Origin of the sequence: Streptomyces sp. enrichment culture, from assembly GCF_964272895.1 — a bacterium.
In the GTDB taxonomy this organism is placed as follows: domain Bacteria; phylum Actinomycetota; class Actinomycetes; order Streptomycetales; family Streptomycetaceae; genus Streptomyces.
In genome coordinates, this window is record NZ_OZ186832.1 from 4,941,061 (window position 1) to 4,964,959 (window position 23,899).

At 69.1% G+C, this 23,899-nt stretch carries 18 protein-coding genes and 1 pseudogene; 10 read left to right on the top strand and 9 right to left on the bottom strand.

The window, feature by feature from the left end:
- Positions 1–65: 65 nt before the first annotated feature.
- A complete protein-coding gene (locus ACSU6M_RS22470; protein WP_437071757.1) occupies positions 66–710 on the bottom strand; it encodes a TetR/AcrR family transcriptional regulator in 645 nt (214 codons plus the stop codon).
- A gap of 265 nt (positions 711–975) precedes the next feature.
- The gene (locus ACSU6M_RS22475; RefSeq protein ID WP_437071759.1) at positions 976–1,200 is read right to left on the bottom strand and encodes a hypothetical protein; all 225 of its coding nucleotides are present in this window, start codon (positions 1,198–1,200) and stop codon (positions 976–978) included.
- Between the two features lie 212 nt (positions 1,201–1,412).
- On the opposite strand from ACSU6M_RS22475, the gene ACSU6M_RS22480 reads away from it, so the two are divergent.
- The 7 genes from ACSU6M_RS22480 (at position 1,413) to moeZ (ending at position 10,963) form a co-directional block, all read left to right on the top strand.
- Positions 1,413–2,468 (top strand): alpha/beta fold hydrolase, encoded by a 1,056-nt coding sequence (locus ACSU6M_RS22480; protein ID WP_437071761.1) that lies wholly within the window; start codon positions 1,413–1,415, stop codon positions 2,466–2,468.
- A gap of 7 nt (positions 2,469–2,475) precedes the next feature.
- The gene (locus tag ACSU6M_RS22485) at positions 2,476–4,179 is read left to right on the top strand and encodes a DUF3152 domain-containing protein (protein ID WP_437071762.1); all 1,704 of its coding nucleotides are present in this window, start codon (positions 2,476–2,478) and stop codon (positions 4,177–4,179) included.
- 200 nt (positions 4,180–4,379) lie between these two features.
- Positions 4,380–6,314 carry a DUF3492 domain-containing protein gene (locus tag ACSU6M_RS22490; RefSeq protein ID WP_437071764.1) on the top strand — a complete coding sequence of 645 codons (1,935 nt, stop codon included), beginning with the start codon at positions 4,380–4,382 and terminating at the stop codon, positions 6,312–6,314.
- Positions 6,315–6,586: 272 nt separating this feature from the next.
- Entirely contained in the window at positions 6,587–7,696 is a 1,110-nt protein-coding gene (locus tag ACSU6M_RS22495) for a hypothetical protein (RefSeq protein ID WP_437071766.1), read from the top strand.
- Positions 7,697–8,018: 322 nt separating this feature from the next.
- Positions 8,019–8,984 (top strand): NAD-dependent epimerase/dehydratase family protein, encoded by a 966-nt coding sequence (locus tag ACSU6M_RS22500; RefSeq protein WP_437071768.1) that lies wholly within the window; start codon positions 8,019–8,021, stop codon positions 8,982–8,984.
- Positions 8,972–9,721 (top strand): spherulation-specific family 4 protein, encoded by a 750-nt coding sequence (locus ACSU6M_RS22505; RefSeq protein WP_437071769.1) that lies wholly within the window; start codon positions 8,972–8,974, stop codon positions 9,719–9,721. Before ACSU6M_RS22500 ends, ACSU6M_RS22505 begins: the two co-directional genes overlap by 13 nt.
- Positions 9,722–9,784: 63 nt before the next feature.
- Positions 9,785–10,963: an adenylyltransferase/sulfurtransferase MoeZ gene (gene moeZ / locus ACSU6M_RS22510; RefSeq protein ID WP_437071771.1), complete on the top strand. Its 1,179-nt coding sequence runs from the start codon at positions 9,785–9,787 to the stop codon at positions 10,961–10,963.
- A 198-nt stretch (positions 10,964–11,161) separates the two neighbouring features.
- On the opposite strand, the gene ACSU6M_RS22515 is transcribed toward moeZ, so the two are convergent.
- From ACSU6M_RS22515 to ACSU6M_RS22530, 4 genes are all read right to left on the bottom strand, one after another.
- Positions 11,162–11,515 carry a hypothetical protein gene (locus ACSU6M_RS22515; protein ID WP_437071773.1) on the bottom strand — a complete coding sequence of 118 codons (354 nt, stop codon included), beginning with the start codon at positions 11,513–11,515 and terminating at the stop codon, positions 11,162–11,164.
- Between the two features lie 572 nt (positions 11,516–12,087).
- Positions 12,088–12,834, bottom strand: coding sequence for a hypothetical protein (locus ACSU6M_RS22520; RefSeq protein ID WP_437071774.1), 747 nt, complete (start codon positions 12,832–12,834; stop codon positions 12,088–12,090).
- A gap of 29 nt (positions 12,835–12,863) precedes the next feature.
- Positions 12,864–15,089 carry a hypothetical protein gene (locus ACSU6M_RS22525; protein WP_437071776.1) on the bottom strand — a complete coding sequence of 742 codons (2,226 nt, stop codon included), beginning with the start codon at positions 15,087–15,089 and terminating at the stop codon, positions 12,864–12,866.
- A 317-nt stretch (positions 15,090–15,406) separates the two neighbouring features.
- The gene (locus ACSU6M_RS22530; RefSeq protein WP_437071777.1) at positions 15,407–15,934 is read right to left on the bottom strand and encodes a hypothetical protein; all 528 of its coding nucleotides are present in this window, start codon (positions 15,932–15,934) and stop codon (positions 15,407–15,409) included.
- Between the two features lie 1,454 nt (positions 15,935–17,388).
- Here ACSU6M_RS22530 and ACSU6M_RS22535 point away from each other — a divergent pair.
- The 3 genes and pseudogenes from ACSU6M_RS22535 to ACSU6M_RS22545 form a co-directional block, all read left to right on the top strand.
- Positions 17,389–17,796 (top strand): DUF6416 domain-containing protein, encoded by a 408-nt coding sequence (locus ACSU6M_RS22535; protein ID WP_437071779.1) that lies wholly within the window; start codon positions 17,389–17,391, stop codon positions 17,794–17,796.
- 256 nt (positions 17,797–18,052) lie between these two features.
- On the top strand, positions 18,053–19,801 hold the full coding sequence (locus ACSU6M_RS22540; protein WP_437071780.1) for an ATP-dependent nuclease: 1,749 nt from the start codon (positions 18,053–18,055) through the stop codon (positions 19,799–19,801).
- Positions 19,802–19,828: 27 nt separating this feature from the next.
- Positions 19,829–19,965, top strand: a pseudogene (locus tag ACSU6M_RS22545) (GntR family transcriptional regulator); the annotation flags it as partial.
- A gap of 199 nt (positions 19,966–20,164) precedes the next feature.
- Here the strand turns inward: ACSU6M_RS22545 and ACSU6M_RS22550 are convergent.
- From ACSU6M_RS22550 to ACSU6M_RS22560, 3 genes are all read right to left on the bottom strand, one after another.
- A complete protein-coding gene (locus tag ACSU6M_RS22550; RefSeq protein WP_437071782.1) occupies positions 20,165–20,401 on the bottom strand; it encodes a cold-shock protein in 237 nt (78 codons plus the stop codon).
- Between the two features lie 52 nt (positions 20,402–20,453).
- The gene (locus tag ACSU6M_RS22555; protein ID WP_437071783.1) at positions 20,454–21,980 is read right to left on the bottom strand and encodes an alpha/beta hydrolase; all 1,527 of its coding nucleotides are present in this window, start codon (positions 21,978–21,980) and stop codon (positions 20,454–20,456) included.
- Positions 21,981–22,297: 317 nt separating this feature from the next.
- The gene (locus ACSU6M_RS22560) at positions 22,298–23,848 is read right to left on the bottom strand and encodes an alpha/beta hydrolase (protein WP_437071785.1); all 1,551 of its coding nucleotides are present in this window, start codon (positions 23,846–23,848) and stop codon (positions 22,298–22,300) included.
- Between the last annotated feature and the right edge of the window lie 51 nt (positions 23,849–23,899).

Here is a 23,899-nt window from a genome sequence, read left to right on the forward strand (position 1 = left end):
CCAACAGCGAACAGCCGCCGGGAACAAAGCCCCGGCGGCCGTGTCGGTTACGCGGTGCACGGCGGTCAGTGGTGCTCTCCGGTGCCGTGCAGCGGGAAACCGGCGATGCCCCGCCAGGCCAGCGAGGCCAGCAGCTGGACCGCCTGGTCGCGCGGCACACTGCGGTCGCTGTGCAGCCAAGAGCGGGCGACGACCTGGGCGAGGCCGCCCAGGCCCGAGGCCAGCAGCATCGACTCGGCGCGGGACAGGCCCGTGTCCTCGGCGATGACGTCGCAGATCGCCTCGGCGCAGTCGTTGGTGACCTTGTCGACGCGCTCGCGCACGGCGGGCTCGTTCGTCAGGTCCGACTCGAAGACCAGGCGGAAGGCGCCGCCGTCGTCCTCGACGTACGCGAAGTACGCGTCCATGGTCGCCCGGACGCGCTGCTTGTTGTCGGTCGTCGACGCCAGCGCGCTGCGTACCGCCTGGATCAGGGACTCGCAGTGCTGGTCCAGCAGTGCGAGATAGAGGTCGAGCTTGCCCGGGAAGTGCTGGTAGAGCACCGGCTTGCTGACACCGGCGCGCTCGGCGATGTCGTCCATCGCGGCCGCGTGGTAGCCCTGCGCCACGAAGACTTCCTGAGCGGCGCCCAGCAGCTGGTTCCGTCGGGCACGGCGCGGCAGGCGCGTACCCCGCGGGCGTGCCGCCTCTGTCTGCTCGATGGCTGTCACGCCGCCTCCCAAAATCGTCCACATGCGGTGTGCGCCGCGCCGCCATCGTACTTTTCGGTAACCGTGGTGCGCGCGGTGCGAGCGCAGAATTTCATGTACCGGACGGCGGCGAAAGCCGCGCAGACGGTTTCGAACAGGTGCCGAAGGGGCAAAATGCCTCCTCTTTCCTGCTCAGAGGCTATGTGCCGACGCCGGTCGGCGGAAGCCGCACGCGTCGCTCCCGATCGATGCCGGCGGCAGCCGTCCGCGTCCGTCGCGACCGGTGTCAGCGGTAGTCGTCCTCGTCGAGCGAGACGATCCGCGCCTGTTCCACCAGATCGGCCTCGTTCGCCCGGTCCGGGCTGACGCCGGTCAGCGGGTCGTCGCGCTCGGGGGTGACGTCGGCGTGCTGCTCCGCCGCGTCGGCCTCCGGTGCCTCCACCGCGAACTCCTCGCGCTCCGGCGTCTCCTGGTCCTCGAACGTCTCGGGATCGGTGGGATCGACGGCCATGGCTGGGCTCCCTTCTCCTGCGCAACACCTACGGACGTCCCTGGGGAAAAGCAGGGGCCACATGCGGGTGCCCTCTGTACGAGCGTAGGAGACACCCGATCCGGACGCTATGCGATCCGCGTTCGGAGCGTCACGGGGCGCGTGCGGATGCTGTGACGGCGAACACAGGCGAACACATGGGTCGGGGCGTGATCACCTCGTAACATTGCCGCATGTCTTCGACCGAGCTGCCGCCCGTGCCGACCGCCAACGTGCTCCCCAAGGTGGCGCCCGTCCGGGTCGCGGAGGGTGAGCGGCTGCGGTCGGTCGGGTTCCCCGGGGTCACGCTGACGGTGCGGTCGCGGCCGCCCGCGCGCGAAGGGCTGGAGCCCGCGCTGTACGTCCACGGTCTCGGCGGCTCCTCGCAGAACTGGTCGGCGCTGATGGAGCAGCTGGACGGGGACGTCGACTGCGAGGCGCTCGACCTGCCGGGCTTCGGCGACTCCCCGCCCCCGGACGACGGCGACTACTCGGTCACCGGGCACGCGCGCGCGGTCATCCGTTATCTCGACGCCGCCGGGCGCGGGCCGGTGCATCTCTTCGGCAACTCCCTCGGCGGCGCGGTCACCACCCGCGTCGCCGCCGTCCGCCCGGACCTCGTGCGCACGCTCACCCTGGTCTCGCCCGCGCTGCCCGAGCTCCGGGTCCAGCGCACGGCCGTGCCCACCGCACTGCTCGCCCTGCCCGGCGTCGCCGCCCTCTTCACGCGGATGACCAAGGGGTGGACGGCGGAGCAGCGGGTCCGCGGCGTGCTCGCCCTGTGCTACGGCGACCCCGCGCGGGTGACGCCGGAGGGCTTCCGGCACGCGGTGGAGGAGATGGAACGGCGGATGCAGCTGCCGTACTTCTGGGACGCGATGGCGCGCTCCGCGCGCGGGATCGTCGACGCCTACACCCTCGGCGGCCAGCACGGACTGTGGCGCCAGGCCGAACGGGTCCTCGCGCCGACCCTTCTGATCTACGGCGGGCGCGACCAGCTCGTCGGCTTCCGCATGGCCCAGAAGGCGGCCCGCGCCTTCCGCGACTCCCGCCTCGTCACCCTGCCGGAGGCGGGGCACGTGGCGATGATGGAGTACCCCGAGACGGTGGCGAACGCGTTCCGCGAGCTGCTGGCCGACGCGCGCAGGGCGGCTGGCGCGCGTGGTGCAGGGGGTGCGGAGGGTGCCGGTGGTGCCGACGGTGCTGAGGGTGCGGGTCGGGGCGCTGCGGCCGAGAGCAAGAGGAGCTGAGGCGGGGGTGGGACGCCACAGCCGTCGCGGACCGGCGCCGAAAGACGCGTCCGCGGAGTCGGGAGGCCGACGGAGGCTTCTCGGGGGATCGGGCGGAGGGGCCCGCGCTGCCGGTGGCACGTCGGCCGCCGGCGGGGCTGCCGCTGGGGCGCAGGCTGCGGGTGGGCCCGGTGGCGCCGGAGGCCCTCGTGCCGCTGTCGGTCCGCAGGCCGCGGGCGGTGCGCGGGCCGCGGGGGGTTCCGCCGCTGCCGGTGCTCCCTCGGCGCAGCCTCCGGAGTGGGCGCAGGGGCAGGTCGCGTGGCAGTCGCCGCCGCAGCGCGGTGGGGGTGCGTCCGGGTACGGGACGCCCGCCGGTGCCGGGGCCGTGTACGCCGACGGGACTCCGGCGCATGGAGTGCCGCTGTATCCGGCTCGGGGCGCCCATGGGTACCCCGACGGTACGCCCGCTCAGGGTGTGCCCCGGTTCGCCGACGGCACCCCCGCGCACGGCGTCCCGAGGTTCCCGGACGGCACCCCCGCGCACGGCGTCCCCGGATTCCCCGACGGTACGCCCGCGCACGGCACCCCCCGCTTCGACGGCACCCCCGCCCAGGGGATGCCGCAGGTGCGCGGCGGGCACCCCGAGCAGCGGGAACCCGGCGGTGGCTGGGGGGAGTTGAGGGGGCCGTCGGCCGGGACCGGATCCGGGCCGGTGCTGCCCAGGCAGCGGCAGGCGCCGCCGGAGGGGCCCCGAGCGGACTACGTCGGGGCGTTCGACACCGACGAGGGCGCCCCTGGACGTCGTACGGCCACAGCCTCCGAGGAGCCCGGTGCCCCCGGCGCGCGGCCGGACACCCCGTCGGGTCCCGCGGTCGACGGTGACGTCGGCAGCGGCCGGGACGGCGACGACGCGCGCGGCAAGGGCGGCAAGGGGCGGACGTTCACCGGGATCGCGGCCGCGGCCGTGACCACCGTGCTGGCGGTCGTGGTGACCGGGCAGGTCGCCGACCGGGGCGACGCCTCCGCCCTGGGCACCCAGTCGGCCGCGGACCAGGAGCGCGGCGTCCATGACGCCGCCTCGCGCGGGGACGGGCGGCCGACGCCGTCCACGTCGCCGACCGTGGTGCCGCAGCTGACGTACGAGCAGAAGATGGCGAAGAAGTACCCGCTCGACCCGGAGCTCGCCGGGTCCGGGAGGTTCGACGCCATCCCCGGCATCGACAAGGCACCGGGCCGGGGGCAGAAGTTCACCTACCGCGTGGACGTCGAGCAGGGACTCGGGCTGGACGGCGAGCTGTTCGCGCAGGCCGTGCACAAGACGCTGAACGACGACCGCAGTTGGGCGCACGGCGGCGGCCGTACCTTCGAGCGCATCCACTCCGGTCGGCCCGACTTCGTCATCACGCTGGCCAGCCCCGGCACCACCGCCAAGTGGTGCGCCAAGTCCGGCCTGGACACGACCGTCGACAACGTCTCCTGCGACTCCGCCGCCACCGAGCGGGTGATGATCAACGCCTATCGCTGGGCGCAGGGTTCGCGGACGTACGGCGACAAGATCCACGCGTACCGGCAGATGCTGATCAACCACGAGGTCGGCCACCGGCTCGGCTACCACCACGTGACCTGCGACAAGGACGGCGACCTCGCGCCCGTCATGCAGCAGCAGACCAAGTTCCTGGAGCACGACGGCGTGCGCTGCCGGCCCAACCCCTGGGCGTACCCGGAGAGCTGACGCTCCGTGACGTTCCGTAGGGCCATGATCTCATAGCGCGACGGAACGCGGCCCGCGCGGGAAAGTTACGACCGTTCACCCCTTTTGGTGGTGCGACGGACAACCGTCCGCCGCACCACCGCCTTGTCCGCATACGTTCTTCCCGCTGCGAGCCGCCGGGTCAACGGCGGCTCCCTATACGGGAGATCGGGGGTGCACTCGTGCGCATCGGACTGCTTACGGAGGGTGGCTATCCGTATGTGAGCGGTGACGCCAGGCTCTGGTGCGACCGCCTCGTGCGCGGACTCGAGCAGCACGAGTTCCATGTCTACGCGCTCAGCCGTGACGAGCGGCAGGAGGACGCGGGCTGGGTGCCGCTGCCGCCCCAGGTCAGCCGGGTGCGGACGGCATCGCTGTGGGTGGCCGAGGACGACGGGGTGACATACGGCCGCCGCACGCGCCGGCGCTTCGCCGAGGCGTACGGCGAGCTGGTCGCCTCCCTGTGCGCACCCGGCGCTTCGGCACAGCCCCGCGCCCTCGGCGACGCCCTTGAGGCGGACCGTTTCGCCAACGCGCTCCACGCCCTCGCCGAGCTCGCCCGCGACGAGGGCGGACTGGCGTCGGCGCTGCGCTCCGAGACCGCCGTACGCGCCGTTGAGCGCGCCTGTCGTGCGCCGGGCGCCCCGCGCGCCGCCCACGAGGCCGACGTGCCGGATCTGCTCGCCGTGGCCACGCACCTGGAACGCGCCCTGCGCCCCCTGTCCCTCGACTGGTACGAGGACGACGGGCTCGGCGCGGTCGACCTGTGCCACGCGGCGTCCGGCGGCCCCGCCGCGCTGCCCGGCCTCCTCGCGCACCACTTCTGCGGAGTGCCGCTGCTGGTCACCGAGTACGGGGTGCGGCTGCGCAGCCACTACCTCGCCTCCGGCGCACAGGAGGCCCCCGTCGTACGGGCCCTGCTCGCCGCCTTCCACGGCCGGCTCGCCGCCGAGACCTACCGGCGGGCCGCCTACATCACCCACGGCAACGCCCACGCCCGCCGCTGGCAGGAACGGTGCGGCGCCGACCGCGCCAAGCTGCGCACGGTCCCGCCGGGGCTGGACGCGTCCCCGTTCGCCGAGGTGGGGGAGGCGCCCGAGGGGGCGGATCCCGACACGCTGGTGTGGGTCGGGCGGGTCGAGCCGACCAAGGACCTGGTGTCGCTGCTGCACGCCTTCGCGGAGGTCCGCAAGGAGGAGCCGAAGGCGCGGCTGCGGGTGATCGATGCGGGGGGCGCCGGAGGTTCCGGGGGTGTGGGGGCTTCCGGGGGTGCCGGGGCTTCCGCGGCCGCAGGGGGTTCGCGGGGCGCCGAGGGCGCGGCGTATCTCGCCCACTGCCGGGCGCTGGCCGCGCAGCTCTTCCCCGACGAGGCCGACGGGCTGCACGCGGTCGGCGACAACCCCGTCTCCTTCGAGGAGATCGGCGGCCCCGATGTGCCGGACCTCGCGGAGGCGTACGCGTGCGGCGCGGTGGTCGTGCTGTCCAGTGTCGTCGAGGGCTTTCCGCTCGGGCTCGTGCAGGCGATGCTCTGCGGCCGGGCGACCGTCTCGACGGACGTCGGCGCGGTGGTGGAGGTCATCGGCGGTACGGGGCTGGTGGTGCCGCCGCGCAATCCGCGGGCGCTCGCGGAGGCGTGCGTGGCACTGCTGCGCGACCCTGAGCGCCGTGCGCGCCTGGGGGCCGCGGCGCGTGCTCGGGCGCTCGAACTGTTCACCGTCGAGCAGAACATCGCGGCATTTCACGGCATTTACCTGGAGATCGTCGCGCAGTGTCCGGTTCGGCGGGTGCTCGTGGATGACGCCGGTGAGCCGCTGCCGTTCGGGGTGCCGGCGGAGGCGCAGGTGGTGGGGGGATGGGTGGGGGGTCGTGGGGGTGGCCGTGGGGGTGGCGGTGCGGCTGGCCGTGCGGGTAGTGACGGGGGCGGTGCGGCTCGCGGTGCCGGTGGTGGTGTCGGGGGCGGTGCGGTGGGGGTGCCTGGATGGGCGGTTGTTTCTGACGAGGATCCAGGGGCTGACGGGGGTGCCGGTGCTGGAGGGGCGGCGGGGCTGCCTGTGCGGGCCACGGCGGTGGTCGGCGTGCCCGCGCCCGCCGGTTCTGGGACGGAGGCGGGGCGATGAGCGGGGCCGAGGGGCGTCTGGGGGTGCCGATGGGGGCGGGGGCCTGGGACGAGCGGTCGGAGAGGTGGCTGGGGGAGGGGGCGGCTGCCAGAGGATCGGGTTCCGAGGAGGCTGCTGGGCGGGCTGAGGGTTTCGGGGCCGGCGAGAGCGCCGGGGCCGGTGAGAGCGCCGGGGCTGGTGAGGGTGTCGGAGGCCGCGAGGGCGTCGGCGTCACCGACACCGCAGGTGTACGGCGGTCCGCTCCCGCGCCCCGGCGAGGTGCCGCCGATCCGGTGAAGGCCCTGATGCACCGGCACCGGGACCTGTGCGAACGAGCCGTGGACCCGCTGGAGATCGCCGCCGGGCTGGAAGCGCACGGGTTCACCGACCGCACCGCCGCGCGCTTCCGGCACCGGGACGTCTTCTCGCTCGCGGAGGAGATGTTCGCCCGCGTGCCCCGTGACGTGGACACGAAGGCACGGCCCGCTGCCGGGAGCGGGACCGGCGCCGGGGCCGGAAGCGGGGCCGCCGTTCCGCCGGTGCGCGGAGCGGACTGGGCGCTGCGCTCCCTGCTGCCCGGCCTCGCGTGCGGGGCGGCGCTGGCCGGGCTGAGGCTGACCCACGGGCAGACGCGTCTGCTGGTGGCCGTCGCCGGTGTGCTCGCCGTAGGACTGGCGCTGCGCCTCGCCCTCGCCCGCGGCCCGCTGAGCCGGCACCGCGCTCCGTCGGCCGCCCGCCACTCCACCGGCGTCTGGACCGGGTGGCTCCTCGGATACGCCGCCCTCGGCGACGGACTGCTGGAGGCCGCCCTCACCGGAGGCCCCGACACCCTGCCGACCGGCGCCCCGGACGGCCCCTGGCCGCTGGCCGGCGCGTCCCTGCTGGCGCTCGCCCTGGCCTGCGCGCCGGCCGCGCTCAGCGCGCATCTGCTCGCCGCCCGGGCCCGGCGCCGGCTCACCGCCAGCCGCGGCCTGGAGGAGTTCGCCTCCGCCGTACGGCCGTTGCTGCTCGGCTCGTTCGCCCTGTTCCTGGGCGCGCTGGCGGCGCTGCTCACGCTGTGCGCCGCGGTCCTCGGGGAGCACGCCGCGTACGCCCAGACCTTGACGCTGGGGGCCCTGCTGCTGCTCGCCCGGCTGCTGACCGTGCACGGCTTCGCCCACGCGCCCGCGGTCGTCCTCACCGCGTGCGCGACAGCCCAGGGCCTGGCCCTGGCCACCGTCTTCGCCGGCCGACTGCCCGGCTGCGGCTTCCTCTCCGTTCCCGTGGAGGAATGCGTCGCCGTCCTCGGACCGGGCGGTGTCCCGGCCCTGACCTGCGCGGCCGGGGCCGTGACCCTGCTGATCCACGCGGGCCGCACCCTGACCCGCGCCTCGGCCCACGCGCAACCGGCCGCGGCGCGGTGAGCGACCGCGCCGCACCGGGCGACACCGCAACGCGCCGGACCGGCCGGCCACGCGGCCCGAGGCGCCCGTACTCGCACCACCCCTTTGAAGGAGAACACCAGATGACCACCTCCCGAGCAGGAGCACTCGGCGCGCCCGTCGCGTCAGGGGCGTTCGACGCGTCCGGGACGTCAGGAGCGACCGCGACCGGGCTGCTCGGGCCGCTCGCCGCGGCCGCCAGGATCCGCACATCCGGCGTGACCGGAGCCGTCGGAGCCGGCCGCGTGACCGGAACCGCCGGAGCCGGCCGAGTCGCCCGTGCGTACACCCCGGGAGCCGCGCGATGAGGGTTCTGCTGATCGGAGCCAATGGCTACCTCGGCCGGTTCGTGGCCGACCGCCTGCTCGCCGACCCGGCCGTCCAGCTGACCGCGCTGGGCCGCGGGGACGACGCCGACGTCCGTTTCGACCTCGCCTCCGGCAGCCCCGGAGCGCTGACCCGCTTCCTGGACGCCGTACACCCCGGCGTCGTCATCAACTGCGCGGGCGCCACCCGCGGCGGAGCGCGTGAGCTGACCCGGCACAACACCGTCGCCGTCGCCACGGTCTGCGAGGCGCTGCGGCGCAGCGGCTGCGGGGCGCGCCTCGTCCAGATCGGCTGTGCCGCCGAGTACGGCCCCAGCCAGCCCGGCTCCTCCACGGCCGAGGACGCCGTCCCGAGGCCCGGCGGCCCCTACGGCGTCAGCAAGCTCGCCGCCACCGAACTCGTCCTCGGCTCCGGCCTGGACGCGGTCGTGCTGCGCGTCTTCTCGCCGGCCGGCCCCGGCACCCCGGCAGGGTCACCGCTCGGCCGGCTCGCCGAGGCCATGCGGCGGGCCATGCAGTCCGGCGACGGCGAGCTCAAGCTCGGCGGACTGGGCGTCCAGCGCGACTTCGTCGACGTACGCGACGTGGCCCGTGCCGTGCACGCGGCCTCCCTGTCGGCGGCCCAGGGCGTGATCAACATCGGGTCGGGACGTGCCGTGCGGCTGCGCGACGCCGCGGCCGTCCTCGCGCGGGTGGCCGGCTACGGCGGCGCCCTGCACGAACTCGACGGGCCGCCCGGCGCCCTGCGCCCCGCCATCGGGCATCCGCGCGACGCCGACCACAGCGGCCACGCCGCGCCCGTCACCTTCCCCTACCCCGACGGCTGCGGCAGCTGGCAGCAGGCCGATGTGCGCACCGCGCGCGACCGGCTCGGCTGGCGGCCCCGGATCAATCTGGAGGAGTCGCTGGCCGACATCTGGATGGAGGCGGCATGCCGTATCTGACCAGGTCCAAGGCGGGCACGGCGAGCACCGGCGTCCGTACCGGCCTCGGCGCCCCCGGCTATGCGCATCCGCTGCTCGCACCGGCGGAGTGGGCCGAGCTCACCCGGCCGGGCAGGCCCGTGCACTGGGCCGTCCTCGATGTGGCGGACGGGCCCGGCGTACGCCCCGACCCGCACTGCCTCCAGGCCGCGGGCCGGCTGCACGCGGCGGGCGTGCGGGTGCTCGGCCGCGTCGATGCGACGTACGGAGCCCGGCCCTTCGGCGAGGTGATCTCCGACGCGCACCGCTATCTGGAGTGGTACAAGGTCGACGGCTTCCTCCTCGACCGCTGCCCCACCGAACGCGGCGCCCTCCCCGAGACCCGCCGCACGGTCACCACCCTGCGCGCGATCGCCGAGACCCCGCACATCGTCCTCGGCCACGGCACCCACCCCTACCCCGGCTATGCCGAGAGCGCCGACCAGCTGATCACCTTCTCCGGCCACTGGAACGACTACCGCTGGTCACAGGCGCCCGAATGGACCGCCGACTATCCGCCCGACCGCTTCTGCCACCTCGTCCACGGCGTCCCCGGCGTCCATCTGGAGGAGGCGCTGCGCATCGCCCGCTGGCAGGGAGCGGCCACGATCTGGTTCACCGACCGCACGGACCGGGGCGGTGAGGCCGATCCCTGGGAGGCCATGCCCGGCTACTGGGACGAAATCGTCTCGCTGATTGGAACAGGTGTCTCGGAATGAAAAAGCCCATGGCAGTGTTACGGGGAGAACAACCGTAGTGATTGACCGACCAACGGAGTCCCCGTGTCGCTGCCACCCCTGGTCGAGCCGGCTGCCGAGCTCACCGTAGACGAGGTTCGCAGGTACTCCCGCCACCTGATCATCCCCGATGTGGGGATGGACGGGCAGAAGCGGCTGAAGAACGCCAAGGTGCTCTGTGTGGGCGCCGGCGGCCTGGGCTCGCCGGCGCTGATGTACCTGGCCGCCGCGGGCGTGGGCACCCTCGGCATCGTGGAGTTCGACGAGGTCGACGAGTCGAACCTGCAGCGCCAGATCATCCACAGCCAGTCCGACATCGGCCGCTCCAAGGCCGAGTCCGCGCGCGACAGCGTCAAGGGCATCAACCCGTACGTGAACGTGGTCCTGCACGAGGAGCGGCTCGAGGCCGACAACGTGATGGACATCTTCAGCCAGTACGACCTGATCGTCGACGGCACGGACAACTTCGCGACCCGCTACCTGGTCAACGACGCGTGCGTGCTGCTGAACAAGCCGTACGTCTGGGGTTCGATCTACCGCTTCGACGGCCAGGCGTCCGTCTTCTGGTCCGAGCACGGCCCCTGCTACCGCTGCCTCTACCCGGAGCCCCCGCCCCCCGGCATGGTCCCCTCCTGCGCCGAGGGCGGCGTGCTCGGCGTGCTGTGCGCGTCCATCGGCTCCATCCAGGTCAACGAGGCCATCAAGCTCCTCGCCGGCATCGGCGAGCCGCTGGTCGGCCGCCTGATGATCTACGACGCCCTGGAGATGCAGTACCGCCAGGTCAAGGTCCGCAAGGACCCCAACTGCGCCGTCTGCGGCGAGAACCCCACCGTCACCGAACTCATCGACTACGAGGCATTCTGCGGCGTCGTGTCCGAGGAGGCCCAGGAGGCGGCCGCCGGCTCGACGATCACTCCCAAGCAGCTCAAGGAGTGGATCGACGACGGCGAGAACATCGACATCATCGACGTCCGCGAGATCAACGAGTACGAGATCGTCTCGATCCCCGGCGCCCGCCTGATCCCCAAGAACGAGTTCCTCATGGGCACCGCCCTGGAATCCCTCCCCCAGGACAAGAAGATCGTCTTGCATTGCAAGACGGGCGTCCGCAGTGCGGAAGTCCTCGCCGTCCTCAAGTCCGCCGGCTTCTCCGACGCCGTCCACGTCGGCGGCGGCGTCATCGGCTGGGTCAACCAGATCGAGCCCCACAAGCCGGTCTACTAAACGGCCCCCTGGCTGACCAGTACGACTGAAGAAGCCCACGGCTCTGACCAGTTCAGATGCCGTGGGCTTCTGTCGTTGCCGGTCGGTGTCGAGCGACCTCGCACGGCCCGGGGACGGCCCGGCTCAGACCTTGATCCATGGGGTCGCAACTGGTGCGTTGGTGGGACATGTCTTGGGTGTCGCTGGTGGGATGGCGCCCTACAGCTCCGGCCACGTGTGCGGCTCCATGTAGGAGTGCTCCCCTCGAAAGAACCAGTCCGCCAGATCCGTGAGCCGCTCGATGCATGCCGCGTAGTAGCCCGCCGGCTCCGTCCGAGGGAAGGCGGGGTGCGCTGTCATCGCGGGAACGTCCGTAGCGACCACGTAGTAGCCCTCTGCCAACCATCGGGGCAGCTCCTCGGCGTCCTGCAAGCGTTCGCAGACAGTGCGCATGGCTTTCTCCAGAGTGGAGAAGGCGGCTCGGTCCCAGACCCCGTCTATTCGCAGTCCCAGCAGGAAGCTTCCCGGCTCGGAACCGAACTCGCGTTGCAGGGTCTTCAAGGCTTGGTCCATGGGCAAGCATGTTGCCAGGCCGACCATCGCGAACCCTGGTGCATCCATGATGGCGGGTGCGTCGGCCAACTAGTGCGCGTATGCCTCGCCTCATCCAACCGGCTACACCACGCAGTCGGCGTTGTTGACCACCGACACAACTTCACCGACCGCGCCGGCAGTAGCTGGACTCAATGCCAAGAGCCTCACTTCACGACCTGCGCCACACCCCAGGAGCGTGATGTAGGACCCTGATATGGAGAAGAACCTCATGTACGAGCGCGTTAGTCACATGGACGGCTCCCACGTCGCTGTCGGATGCGACGGCGACGCATTGGCAGACTCACCTAACAGTGGGTAGCGGCATTTGATGCTCACCTGGCAGGGCGCGTTTGGTCATTCACCGAACGATTCCTACTCTGTGCCCTCCCCGCGGTGGCCGTGGAGGCGGTAGCCCATCTCGTCCGGATGCCGCATTACGCGAGCAAGGCGCCAGGCAGCGTCATAGGACAAACGGTCGCGCTCTCGCACATGCAGCCGCAGAGCCAACACGCTGGTGACAGGGTCGAGCAACCAGCGCAGCACAGCGCTCCTCACCGTGCCTCGCCCGCGAGGAGGGCGAGACGGTGGGCTGTGCGCTCGTCGCCGAACGCGCGCACAGCATCGGCGAGGAGGGTGAGCAGCTCTTTGCGCCCTTCCTCGGTTAGGCTGGCGACGAAGTCGTGGAGTAATTGCGCGACTGTCACCCATTGCTGTCCCGGCTGCCATTGCTGGACCTCGCGCACCAGGTCATCGAGGTCGGTGCCCATCGGCGGACCGCCGAGTCGGGACCAGTGCTTCGACGCTCCCTCCAACAGTCCGTAGAGGCGGGCGGCGGCCGGGTTGGCGAGGATCTCCTCCCGGAGGAACGTCTCGCGGGCGCGGACCTGTCGCCGTGCCAGCTCGTCCAGCTCATAGTCTCGTCGGATCCGCTCTTGTTGCCGCTGGTACTCCTGACGCAGGCGTTCCGTACGGAGAGCGGCCTCCCGGACGTTGTCCTCCACAGTGACGCGCACGTCCACATCAGTGATCACCACACCGTCAGCGACGAGAGGCAGCTGATCTCGGACGGCGACGGTGATGTCCTGCTCGGCGGCCACGGGGCGGAGGACGTCACAGCGCTGGGCCGTCTTTTCGATCTCCCTCCTCGCGAGGCGCGATGCTGTGTGACGACTCGCTGGCGCGGTGGCATCAGTGCGGCGCCAGGTCACCCGGATCTCAGCGGTGAAGGACAGCACCGGGTCGATGCTCTTGAGACGATCCGTGAAGATGGATGTCCAATTGGCGTTGGATGCTGCCACGGGGGCAGGAGCTTTGGTGATCCGGCGTCTCATGCGGCGGCTTCCGCATCGGCATCGGGCTCGTCACCTGCGGCACCTGACGGCGGGGGCTGAGACGATGCTGGCTGACTGCGCCGAGCGATGAGGTCTTGGTCGAGCAAGGCAGACAGCTCGCGCTTGAGGGCTTCCTTCTCCGCGGAGTATGGACGGTCCTGTCCCTGAACCCACCACTGGGCGGAAGTGCGGAGGTTTTCGCGAAGGATCGGCCCTTCGGCGCCAGGAACGTTCACGGCCTGGCGCAGGGTGTCGAAGACGATGGACTTGAGCTCATTCCGTTCCAGGGCCGCATCGAGCCATGTGAAGACGGCCTTGTCGAGGTCTCGTTCCCCTGTCGGCCCCGCGGCCTGGCGCAGCAGTGTGCGCCACCCTGTTACGAGTCCTTGCACGGTGGGGCGGAAAGCGTCCTCTTCGTCGGGGCTCTCATCGACCATGGCTTGGAGGAGTGGCGGGAGGCCGGCTGCCTCGGGTGAGGCGTTGAGGGCCAGCGCGGTGAACGTGCGGTGCCCAACGGTCTGGGTGGTTGTCTCCGACTTGCACCAATCGACGACGTACCCAAACAGCATCTGCCGTACGGTGCTGTCCTCCCACAGGACGCGTACTGCCTCGCGCAACGTGTCGATCACGTCAGGATGACCTTGCGCGGCCACATTCCTGAGTCGCCGCAGCGCCTTGGCGGTATGCCGGCGGCCGAACACGCCCGTACACACCTCTACCACGGCTCTTTGCAGGTGGGGCTGGCTCCGGCTCGACCAAGCCAGCAGCATGGAATGGATGTACGGCGCGCTGGCAGCGTGAATGGCCGCGGAATCCAGGAGTTTAACGGCCATAGGCCACAGTTCCTTGGCCGTTCCATGCTTGTACCACTCCTCGACGATCCGCTCCAGCGGCGTCTGGCGTCGATGGCGAACGGCCCATCGCACTGCGAACTGCCCCACGCGTTCTGCCAAGGCAAGTCGACCATCCCTGCTGATGATCTCCAGTGCTTCCCTGCTCGTGCTTGTGTCGGCGACAGGCGCCTGTGCGAGCCAGTTGAGGAACGTCGTACGAGCCAGGGGACGGTCGTTCCAGAAGTACTCGATGACGGCGTCGTCCCAGTGCGGGCGGGTGAAGGTGAGGGTGCCGTCCTCCTCGCGCCGTGCTTCGATGGCCCTCGTCATGGCGATGACCCCAGGTTCCCGCTGGCCGTCCACCTCGACTGCTACGCTGTCGAGCTGCTTGGTCAGCTCCGCCGCCCTGGCGTAGACGTGCCCGACCGGGTCGCCGCGCAGAACAGCTGCGGCCAGCAGGAAGTTGCGCTGAAAGCTGGTGCGGGAGCGCCCTTCGGGTTCGTGCCAGAGGTAGAGCGCTTCTTCCCAGTTGCTGTGGGCAGCCACAACGTAGGCCACTTGTTCCTCGAACGTCCGGCGAGGAGAACCGTCTCGCTGATGCGCGAGCTCCTGGTCTGGGGCGGACGCATCTGCCGCTGCGGACTGGCCTGCCCGGTGCTCGTCCAGCATGAGGTACACGAGGTTGAGCACATCGGTCGGGGCTTGGCGGGCAAGGAGGGGCTTGATGTCATGGTGATCAAGCCACTGGTCTACTGGAAAGTCAGGCTCCTGCCCGACCAGCCACCGTTCGGCGATGTCGCGCGAACTCACCGTGCCCAGCTCCGGGGCGACTCCGCCCGGTGCCCCGTGGCTAATACGCCTCCACTGCTCGGGTCGGGTGAGGACGATGAGTCGGCAGTCCCGTCGCTGGAGGCGCTCGACGAGCTTGTTCAGGTTGCCTCCGAAGGAGTCGTCGACTGCGAAGTCATCCTCGTCGGGCGGGAGTTCCAACAAGTAGCCGCATTGGCGGTCGTGCGGCAGACGCCTGGTCGGGAAGTGCTTGGAGCCGCCGAAGGATAGCGGGCGCACTTCGGTGATGAGGCCGTCGTCCAAGAGATGGGCGAAAAACGCGTATGCGGTGAAGGTCCGGCTGCTGTTCGGCGGGCGGCTGATAACCAGTACAGAGCCTGCCGCACGCAGGGCTTCAAGAGCCTGCTTGAAGGGGCTAGGCGTCAGTCGATCCTCACGGCGGGGCTCGGCGTACACCTCGCGCACTACGGACAGGTACTCGGGCGAGATCGGGGCGTGCGAGTCGAGCGTCTGCTCGTAGACGTACTTGGTACCGATCTGCTCGCCGTAGTTGTTGAAGGCTCGTTGCAACACGGCGGCCTGCCCGACTGCCTCCACCACGTCTCGCGTCGGTACCCCTGCTGGAGACCGTCGCCGGAACTGGTCGTCGGAGGCATCCTTGGCGGCTCCAGCCTCGGCCGACCTTCCAAGGGCTGGTGCGGTTGATGCAGGGATGCTGGGCGGCACAGGAGGTGGCGGGGGCAGCGCTGGTAGGCTGTTCGGCTCGGGATCAGAGGTCTGCGAGGCCGGCGCGGGCTGAGCGTGATCTGCTGGCTGCTCGTCCCTCTGCTTCCCATTTCCCTTGGAAGTGGGGGGTGTCTGCGGTAGACGGTCTCCGGTACGGCTGTCATCGAAGCTCATGTTGTTGTCGCCCTGCCTCAGCCGATGCTGCCCTCTACCTCGATGCCGACCTGTTCACCTGTTTCTTCGATGGTCCCGGCATTCTGGTCGACTCGCGCCCGACCACCTTCTGTGACGTCGCCGCCGACGCGCACACCGACCTGCCTGCCATGGAGGGAGTCGGCCCGCTGGGAGACCTCCACCCCAGGCCGGTCTTTCTCCTGCTCGTCACCGAAGGGCAGGCGGCGCCCGTATACCTCCTCCAAGTCCCGGCGTAGGCGTCCCAGGACGTTCCTCAATTCAGTGTCATCGCCCTGGAGAAACTCGGGCCGCGATAGGTAGACGCGCAGCGCGCCGTGGGCCCCAGTGATGCGTGCGACGCGCTCGTCGGTGAGTGCTGGGGCCATGACCCGCAGGGGCTGTGTCTGACCCGGCACTTGCTCCGGCTCTTCCACCGGCACACGACCCGCGCGCCGGTCCAACACTGCACTTGCTCGGTCGAAGAGAAACCTGACCGCTTCGGTCAGCAGCGTTCCGGCAAGTACGGGAAATGCCAACGGATCCATGTGTGTGTTTCCTCCCCCTGAGCCCGCACGACCGCCGCATTTCCCATCGGTAGGTGCGACCAGCAAGTACACGGGCAAAACGGGATCCACCGTACGTAGGTGATCAAGGGTGCGGACAGAGGGGAAACCGGTCGCTCGCAGACGTGGCCGAAGAGTGATTATTGACAGTGCGTAACAGATCCGTCTTGCCTGAGTGATGAGCTGGCGGCTTCAGGCGCATGTCAGGGCAGTTCTCGGCCTCGGCTGGAACCGCACGATGTTCGATCTGTGTTCGTACGGGGTCGGTGTCCGATTCAGGATGCCTGGTGCCCATACTGCTGGCGTCGCCCCTGACAAGGATGAGCTGGATCAGTTTGAGCAGAGCGATCCGCCCCGCTCGACAGGTCTGGATGGCGTTACCGAGGACCGCCGAAGAGCGGTCACGAGCTGTCAGCAGGATTGCACCCCGAGGCGTGGTGGCCCAGACTTCCGAACTCGGCACCCACACGGCCTCCAAGGTGACCCCTGGGCACGTCAGCGGCCTGATCCGTTCGCGCGGAGCAGGCTTCTGACGGGGTGTTTCAGCTGTTTGCTGCGGCGGGATTGAACCCGCGACTTCTTCCTCCCAAAGCAACATGAGTAAGGCCATGACCAGGAGCCGGTGTGCCTCTCCGCTGCTGTGATGGTCCACAGAAGTGCGTAGGTGTCCCCCGCTGTCCGTCGGCGTTGTCACGCAGTCAGACACTCACTGCGTATCGCCAGAAGGTGTCTCCGTGTCTGTCGGCAGCTCCCTGCTGTCCTCCATGGCTTGGCCGAAGCTCTTGCAGAACTCGGTGAAGCCCGACTGGGCGCTGGGGGCTGGAGCGAACGAGGCGAAATCCAACCTGCTCGCCACTCACGGCTTGTCCAACGTGCCTTGCTCGCCGATGCGCGCACCCGGACACTCTCGAAGATCTTGCGCGAATATGGGGCTGGTCTGTCTGCCCTGTCCTAGCCAAGCACCCCAGTAGATAGTCCGGTCCGTGAGGAAGAGGACTCCATCCTGATGTCCGTCCCACAGGTTCCGTGCGGGCGCACTGGCAATCTTGCGCTCTCCAGGCTCAAGCAGGGGCTCAAGGCTCTGCCAGTACTCCGCCTGAGCTTTGTCGTAACGCCGCTGTGCGCACCGTCGCAACATCGTCTATAGCCCCTCTCCCTCAGCTGCGCTCAGTATCGTGCGCTGTCCAGGACCCAGCGCTCTGTTCGGGTGATGTCGCATCGGGAGGGCGCATGACTGCCAAGTAGCCGCGGCCGCCGACAGGGGCAGGCACTTAGAAAGCGCTTCGGGGCTGCGTGCCGACCTCCTCTTGACCTTTCACTCTTCCCCAGCTGAGCCGCTTGCCGGTAGAACTTCGACACGGATTCGACACGCAGTGTCCTGGTGGCTCTGTACGGTGCCAACGACACACGCTGAGTATCAACTGTTGGGGGCGGGCATGACGGAGTATCTGTCTGAGGTTGATCCGCGATGGGGTGAGCACTCGGGCGAAGCGGGGCACTACGACGCCCCGGAATGGGGTCCAGAGGACTTGCAGCGCGCCGCAGTCTTCTCGGCTGAACTGGCACCGCAGGCCCGGCAGGTGCTCGAGTACCTCGCGCGCAACCCTGGGCGGAGGATCCACTGCACGGAGCTGGTGGACAAGGCCTTGGGCGGGCCGAACGAGAGTGATCCGGCGCGGCGCGTGGCAGGGGTGCTGTCCGGGATGGGCAAGGGACACAGCAACAGTGGGCGGCGGCTTCCGTTCTATTGGTGGGAGGCACCCGAGGGGAGCGCCGGCGCGACGTACGCAGTCCGCCCCTCGGTGGCAGCGGTTTTTCTCGCCGCTCAGCTCGGCTATGGGTGATCTGCACAACCACAACTGATCGTCGGCGGCCGTGACTGCGGCCGCCTTATCGATCAACATCCTGACCTGCTGCTGAGCTGTCGGCAGTTGTCAGCGTTGGTCATCGCTGAGCGCCCCTCCACGGCCCGAGGACGGCCCGGGAGGGCGCTGATGTGTGTGCTCCGAGGCATGCCCACCTGTCAATGCTCAGCAGCCGCCTGTGCGGAGTTTGCCCAACCGCTGGTCGTCGTCGGTGCGGGGTAACTACAGTGGATGCGTGCTTAAGAAGCTCCGCCTGTCTCATTTCAAGGGTTTCGCCGAGTTCGAAATCACCTTCGGTCAGCAAGTGGTTCTCGTCGGCCCCAATAACGCCGGTAAGAGCACCATTATCTCTGCACTCCGGCTTGCAGCCGAAGAGGTTTCCTTTGCGCGGCGCCGGAATTGCCGAGACCGTTTTAATCTAGATGGGAATAGGTGGGCTCTCGGGCATCAGCTTACTGGCAGCATTGGAAATCCGTCCGGTTTCGTCGGTGAGAATATCCGACATGAATTCCGTGAATCGGAAACGCGGCTTGAGCTGACATTCAGCTCCGGTGCGACCCTCAAATCAGTTTGGCCGGTGGAGGAGACGGCATTCTTCTGCTTGCTGAATGATGATGGGTCACTCGTGAGCACAAGTGCTGTCGCTCGATCTGTCACACCGTCAATCGGGGTGGTGCCGACGCTGACTCCGGTTCAGCATCGGGAGCTCTTGCTGACGGAGAGATATGTCAAGGAAAGCCAGACTACACGCCTGTCGAGTAGTCACTTTAGGAACCAGCTTTACTATCTTAAAAGGGAAGATGCTGACGCTTATTTCGATCTGACCTCCTTTATTCTGGAGAATACACCTGAGATTCAGGATCTCAGTATCGAGGTCAGTTCGACGGGCGACGCTGCTGAACTTGATTTGTACTTCACCGAAACTGCCACAAGGTCAGTCAAGGAGCTATTCTGGGCTGGTGATGGTCTGCAGATTTGGCTCCAATTCTTGCTTCACCTCTTCCGGCATAGGACCGCGAGGGCTCTTGTCCTAGACGAGCCGGACGTCTTCCTGCACCCCGACCTCCAGCGCAGGTTGGTTAATGTTTTAGAAGAGAGGAATCAGCAGTGGATCCTGGCTACTCATGCACCTGAGATTCTTGCTGAGGCTCGACGGGACTCGGTGATCCTTGTAGATCGGACCCGTAAGCGTGCTCGACACCTGCGCGACTCCAAGTCGCTGGAGCAGGCTAGCCAATCCCTCGGAACGGGCTTCAACTTGGGTCTTGCCCGAGCCCTTCGGTCTAAGGTGGCCCTCTTTGTCGAGGGGCAAGATATGAAGATCCTGAGGAATGTAGCTCGCGGAATCGGGGCTAAGAGGCTAGCCGGAGAAAAAGGCGTTGCGGTTATCCCGCTTGGTGGTTTCGATAAGTGGGCTCAAGCGGGATCATTCGCTACGTTGAGCGAAAGCCTGCTCGGTGACTCGGTGAAGGTGTACGTCATTCTAGACCGTGATAATCGAACGGAAGGTCAGGCATTCGATGTAACTAGCGCGCTATCGCGATCGGGAGTGCAGTGCCATGTCTGGCAGAAGAAGGAGCTTGAGAGCTATTTCTTGCTCCCAGGCGTCATTTCCCGACTATCGGGTGCGGACCTGTCTGTAGTTCGTTCGCTTCTGGACGAGGCGATCGAGGAGCAGAAAGTCGACACGCAAGCGCAGTTCCTTTATCGCCGCCAGACTGATCTCGTGAGTGCGAGTGCTCATGCCATGGAAGTTACGCGTGCTGCCATCCCTGAATTCGAGGCGTGGTGGAACGACAAGGAGACCAGGGCAGGAATGGTACCTCCTAAAAAAGTGCTCTCATCCCTGAATGTCAAGTTGGTGGCTGGGGGATACAAGACTGTTAGCGTGCGTGCGATTTCAAATAATATGAGAGCCGAAGAAGTCGTTCCTGAGCTCAGAGATCTGCTCCTGAAGATTGAGTCAGCTATCGTCGGTTACTAAAGGAGCGCACTGCTGCAGTAATTGCGTAAAGGTCGGCCGCCGGTGCGGCACCGCTCCTCCGACCGCTTCCGGCGTTCCCTCCGGCAAGGCGGCAAGGCTGCCTACCTTGCGGAGTCTGCCCAGTCCGTGCCACGGCAAAGGTGAGCGTCCTCTTCATCGGTCCCCCAGGGAGAGGCATGACGACGGAAACCAGCAGGTCACTGGGCGCATCGCCTGACTTGCCCGTCTACTAAACGGTCCCTCGGCTGACCAGCACGACGGAAGAAGCCCGCGGCTCTGACCAGTTCAGAGGCCGTGGGCTTCTGTCGTTGCCGGTTGGCGCCGGATGACCTCGCACGGGCCGGGGACGGCGGACGACTCCCTCTACTTCTGGCGAGCCGTGGGGTGAGGGGTGATGGTCAGGGCGTTGTAGTCGTAACCGTCCTGCTTGAAGTCGAGGGGCTGCCAGGTGAGGTTGACGCGTTGGCCCGGGGTGAGGGTGCGGTAGCCGGGCATCTCGATGGCGGAGTAGTGGCCGAAGCAGCCGCCGGGGGTCTCGGGGGAGTCGAGGACGCCCCAGCCTTCCTCTTCGTGCCACTCGCGGACGATCGCAGTCACCATGACCGCACTCTAGGGGCCGTGCGCGTGCCGCCGTCAGGCGGGTCTGCCGGTGTCATGAGCAGACCTTGCCGTCCTGTGGGACCTCGCCGTCCAGGAGGTAGGCGTCCACCGTGGAGTCGACGCAGTCGCTGCCGCTGCCGTAGGCGCCGTGGCCCTCGCCCTTCCAGGTGAGGAGGACTCCGACGTCCTTGCCCAGTTCGTCGGCCATGATGCGGGCGCCCTCGTAGGGGGTGGCCGGGTCGCCGGTGTTGCCGACCGTGAGGATCGGGGGCGCGCCGGGGGCGCTGACCTCGGGGGTGTCGTGCTGTCCGGGTACCGGCCACTCGTGGCACCAGCCGGCCGTGTCCCAACCGAGGAAGGCGCCGAAGACGGGGGATATGCGCTCGAACTTCGGCAGGGCCCGCCTCGCCTGCTCCGGTGTCGGGCGCTGCCGGTCGTCGAGGCACGATATGACGCGCTGGGAGTGGGTCGAGGTGCCGTAGCGACCGGAGTCGTCCCGGTCGTTGTAGGCGTCGGCCAGGACGAGGAGCTCGGATCCGTCGCCGTCCCGCGCCGCCTCGAGCGCGCTGGTCAGGCTGGGCCAGCTGGACTCGCTGTACAGCGCCAGCGCGATGCCGGTGAGGGCGAGGGACTGGGTGAGCTCGCGGCCGGAGGACGCCGGCAGCGGCTCGGCGTCGAGCTGGTCGAGCAGATCCACGATCCGCGCCGTGCCCTGCTCGGGGTCCTCGCCGGTGGAGGTGAGGTAGTCGTCGAGCGCGCGCTGGAAGCCGCGGGTCTGGTTCTCGGCGTGGCCCACGGCGTCGGCGGACGGGTCGACCACCGCGTCGAGGACCATGCGGCCCACATGACGCGGGAACAGATGGGCGTAGACGCCGCCGAGTTCTGTGCCGTAGGAGAAGCCCAGGTAGTGCAGCTTGGCGTCGCCGAGCACATGCCGCATCAGGTCCATGTCCCGCGCGGTGTCGGTGGTCGACACATGGGACATCAGCTTTCCTGTCGTCCGCGCGCAGTCCTTGCCGAAGTCGGCGGCGTCCGCCAGATAGGCGCGCTCCTCGTCCGGGGTGTCCGGGGTGACGTCGATGGTCTCGGCGGCCTGGATCTCCTCGTCCTCACGGCAGCGGATGCCTTCGCTGGCGCCCACCCCGCGCGGGTCGAAGCTGACCAGGTCGTAGCGCTTGTGAAGGGAGGAGAAGGTCGAGGCGTACGACGGGATCGTGGCGACCCCGGAGCCGCCCGGTCCGCCGAAGTTGACCACCAGCGAGCCGATGCGGTCGTCACCGGTGGCCTCGGCGCGGATCAGCGCCAGGTCGATCGTCTCGCCCTCGGGCTCCGCCCAGTCCAGGGGCACCTTGAGCGTCGCGCAGCTCCAGTCGTCACCCGGCGCGGGGGAATCGGCGGTCTCCTCGCACTTGCCCCAGTCCGGCTTCTGCGCCGTCAGCGAGGAGGGCAGCCCGGCCATGGAAGGCAGCGCCCGGTCGGGTCCCTTCCTGTCGTCCGCGCCGCCCGAACCGTCGGTGCAGCCCGTCGCCAGCAGGGCACCGACGGCACCCGTGGCCGCCCAGCGCATCCATCGCCGCATGTCGCATCCCCCTCCTGGCCGTCCGCGCTCCGCGGGCGAACGGCGGTCAGGCCATCGTAGGACGGCCGCACCAAGTCCGCTCCAGCCTGTGGATAACCTTCTGACCTGCGCCTTTGTCAAGCTTAAGGGCTGGTCACGGCTGGTCATGGGCCGGTCAGCAGTTGATCAAGGGGCGCATGAGGGGCAGTCGAGGGCGGAGCGAGCGGTGACCGCGGGGCGGTCGAGGTCCGATCGACGCCCGGTCGATGCCCAGCCGATGCCCGATCGACGCCCGGTCGATGCCCGATCGGCCTCCGGTCGACTTCCCAGCGTGACCGTCACGAGCACACCGTGCCGTCCTTCGGCAGCTTCCCCTCCAGCAGATAACCGTTCACCGCGCCGTGAACGCACTTGTTCTTGCTGTCGTAGGCCCCGTGACCCTGCCCCTTGTACGTCACCTCCACCCCGACGCCCTCGCCCAGCGCCTGCGCCATCCGGCGCGCCCCCTCGTACGGTGTCGCCGGATCACCGGTGTTGCCCACGACGACGATCGGCGCCGAGCCGGGCGCGCTCACGTCGGGATGGTCCGCTGCGCCCGGCACCGGCCAGCCGGTGCAGCTGATCATGGACCAGGCCAGCGACTCGCCGAAGAGAGGCGAGGCGGCGCGGAACTCCGGCAGCTTGCGCTGGACGTGGGCCGCGTCGTAGCGGGCCTTGTCGTCGGCGCAGTTGATGGCGATGTTCGCCGGGGTGATGTTGCTGTACTCGCCGTTCGGGCTGCGGCCGTTCATCGAGTCGGCGAGCACCATCAGCAGCTGACCGTCACCGTCGTATGCCTGCTCCAGCCCTTCGGTGAGGTACTGCCACAGGTCCTTGGAGTACAGGGCCTGGAGGATGCCGGTGACGGCAGCGGACTGGGTGAGCTCGCGGGGGAAGGCGCCGGGGATGGGCTTCGCGTCGAGGTCCTTGAGCAGCTTGGCGATACGGTTCTGCACGTCCTGGACGCTGTCGCCGACCGGGCAGTCCTCGACCTTCGACACACAGTCCTCGGCGAAGTTCTCCAGGGCCAGCTGGAAGCCCTCGGCCTGTCCGAGGGCGCCTCGTTCGGCGTTCTCCGTCGGGTCGACCACCGCGTCGAAGACGGCACGGCCCACCTTCTTCGGGAAGAGATGGGCGTAGACGCCGCCGAGTTCGGTGCCGTAGGAGATGCCGAAGTAGTGCAGCTTGTCGTCGCCGAGCACCTGGCGCATCAGATCCAGGTCGCGGGCGGCGTCCGTGGTGCGGACGTGGGGCAGGATCCGCCGGGAGTTCTTCTCGCAGGCCGCGTTGAACCGCTCGGTGCCCTCCAGGAGCTCCGTGCGCTCCGTGGCGTCGTCGGGGGTGGCGTCCTGCTGGAACCAGGCGTCCAGCTGCCGGTCGTTCAGGCAGGTGACGGGGGAGCTGCGGCCAACGCCGCGCGGGTCGAAGCTGACCAGGTCGTAGCGGGTGCGCAGTTTGGCGTAGTCCGGGCCGAAGGCGGGGAGCGTGTAGACGCCGGAGCCGCCGGGGCCTCCGAAGTTGAAGATCAGCGAGCCGATCCGGTCGCGGTCCGGCCCGCTGGCCTCGGCCCGGATCAACGCCAGGTCGATCGTGTCGCCCTTGGGGTCGTCCCAGTCGAGCGGCGCCTTCATGGTGGCGCACTCCCACTCGTCGCCGTCGGGCAGGGGGGACGGGGCGCCACCGCCGCCCTCGGCCTGCGAGGGCGCCGGGCAGTCCTCCCAGTTCAGTTCCTGTGCCGTCAGGTCCTCGTCCTTGTCCTCTCCGTCGTCGCCGCAACCGGCCAGGGCGGTGGAGAGCAGGACGACGGTGGCGGCCAGGGCGGCGGCACGCAGGCGGGAGGGCTTCGGCATGATCCCATCGTGCGTCCGGGCGCCGTCACCCGCGCGGGGCGCGGGCCGTAC

Bases quoted from the DNA above. Each gene is read 5' to 3' on its own strand.
- ACSU6M_RS22475 (WP_437071759.1), bottom strand. From the start codon at position 1,200: ATGGCCGTCGATCCCACCGATCCCGAGACGTTCGAGGACCAGGAGACG.
- ACSU6M_RS22480 (WP_437071761.1), top strand. From the start codon at position 1,413: ATGTCTTCGACCGAGCTGCCGCCCGTGCCGACCGCCAACGTGCTCCCC.
- ACSU6M_RS22500 (WP_437071768.1), top strand. From the start codon at position 8,019: ATGAGGGTTCTGCTGATCGGAGCCAATGGCTACCTCGGCCGGTTCGTG.
- ACSU6M_RS22505 (WP_437071769.1), top strand. From the start codon at position 8,972: ATGCCGTATCTGACCAGGTCCAAGGCGGGCACGGCGAGCACCGGCGTC.
- ACSU6M_RS22515 (WP_437071773.1), bottom strand. From the start codon at position 11,515: ATGGACCAAGCCTTGAAGACCCTGCAACGCGAGTTCGGTTCCGAGCCG.
- ACSU6M_RS22530 (WP_437071777.1), bottom strand. From the start codon at position 15,934: ATGGATCCGTTGGCATTTCCCGTACTTGCCGGAACGCTGCTGACCGAA.
- ACSU6M_RS22535 (WP_437071779.1), top strand. From the start codon at position 17,389: ATGACGGAGTATCTGTCTGAGGTTGATCCGCGATGGGGTGAGCACTCG.
- ACSU6M_RS22550 (WP_437071782.1), bottom strand. From the start codon at position 20,401: ATGGTGACTGCGATCGTCCGCGAGTGGCACGAAGAGGAAGGCTGGGGC.
- ACSU6M_RS22555 (WP_437071783.1), bottom strand. From the start codon at position 21,980: ATGCGGCGATGGATGCGCTGGGCGGCCACGGGTGCCGTCGGTGCCCTG.
- ACSU6M_RS22560 (WP_437071785.1), bottom strand. From the start codon at position 23,848: ATGCCGAAGCCCTCCCGCCTGCGTGCCGCCGCCCTGGCCGCCACCGTC.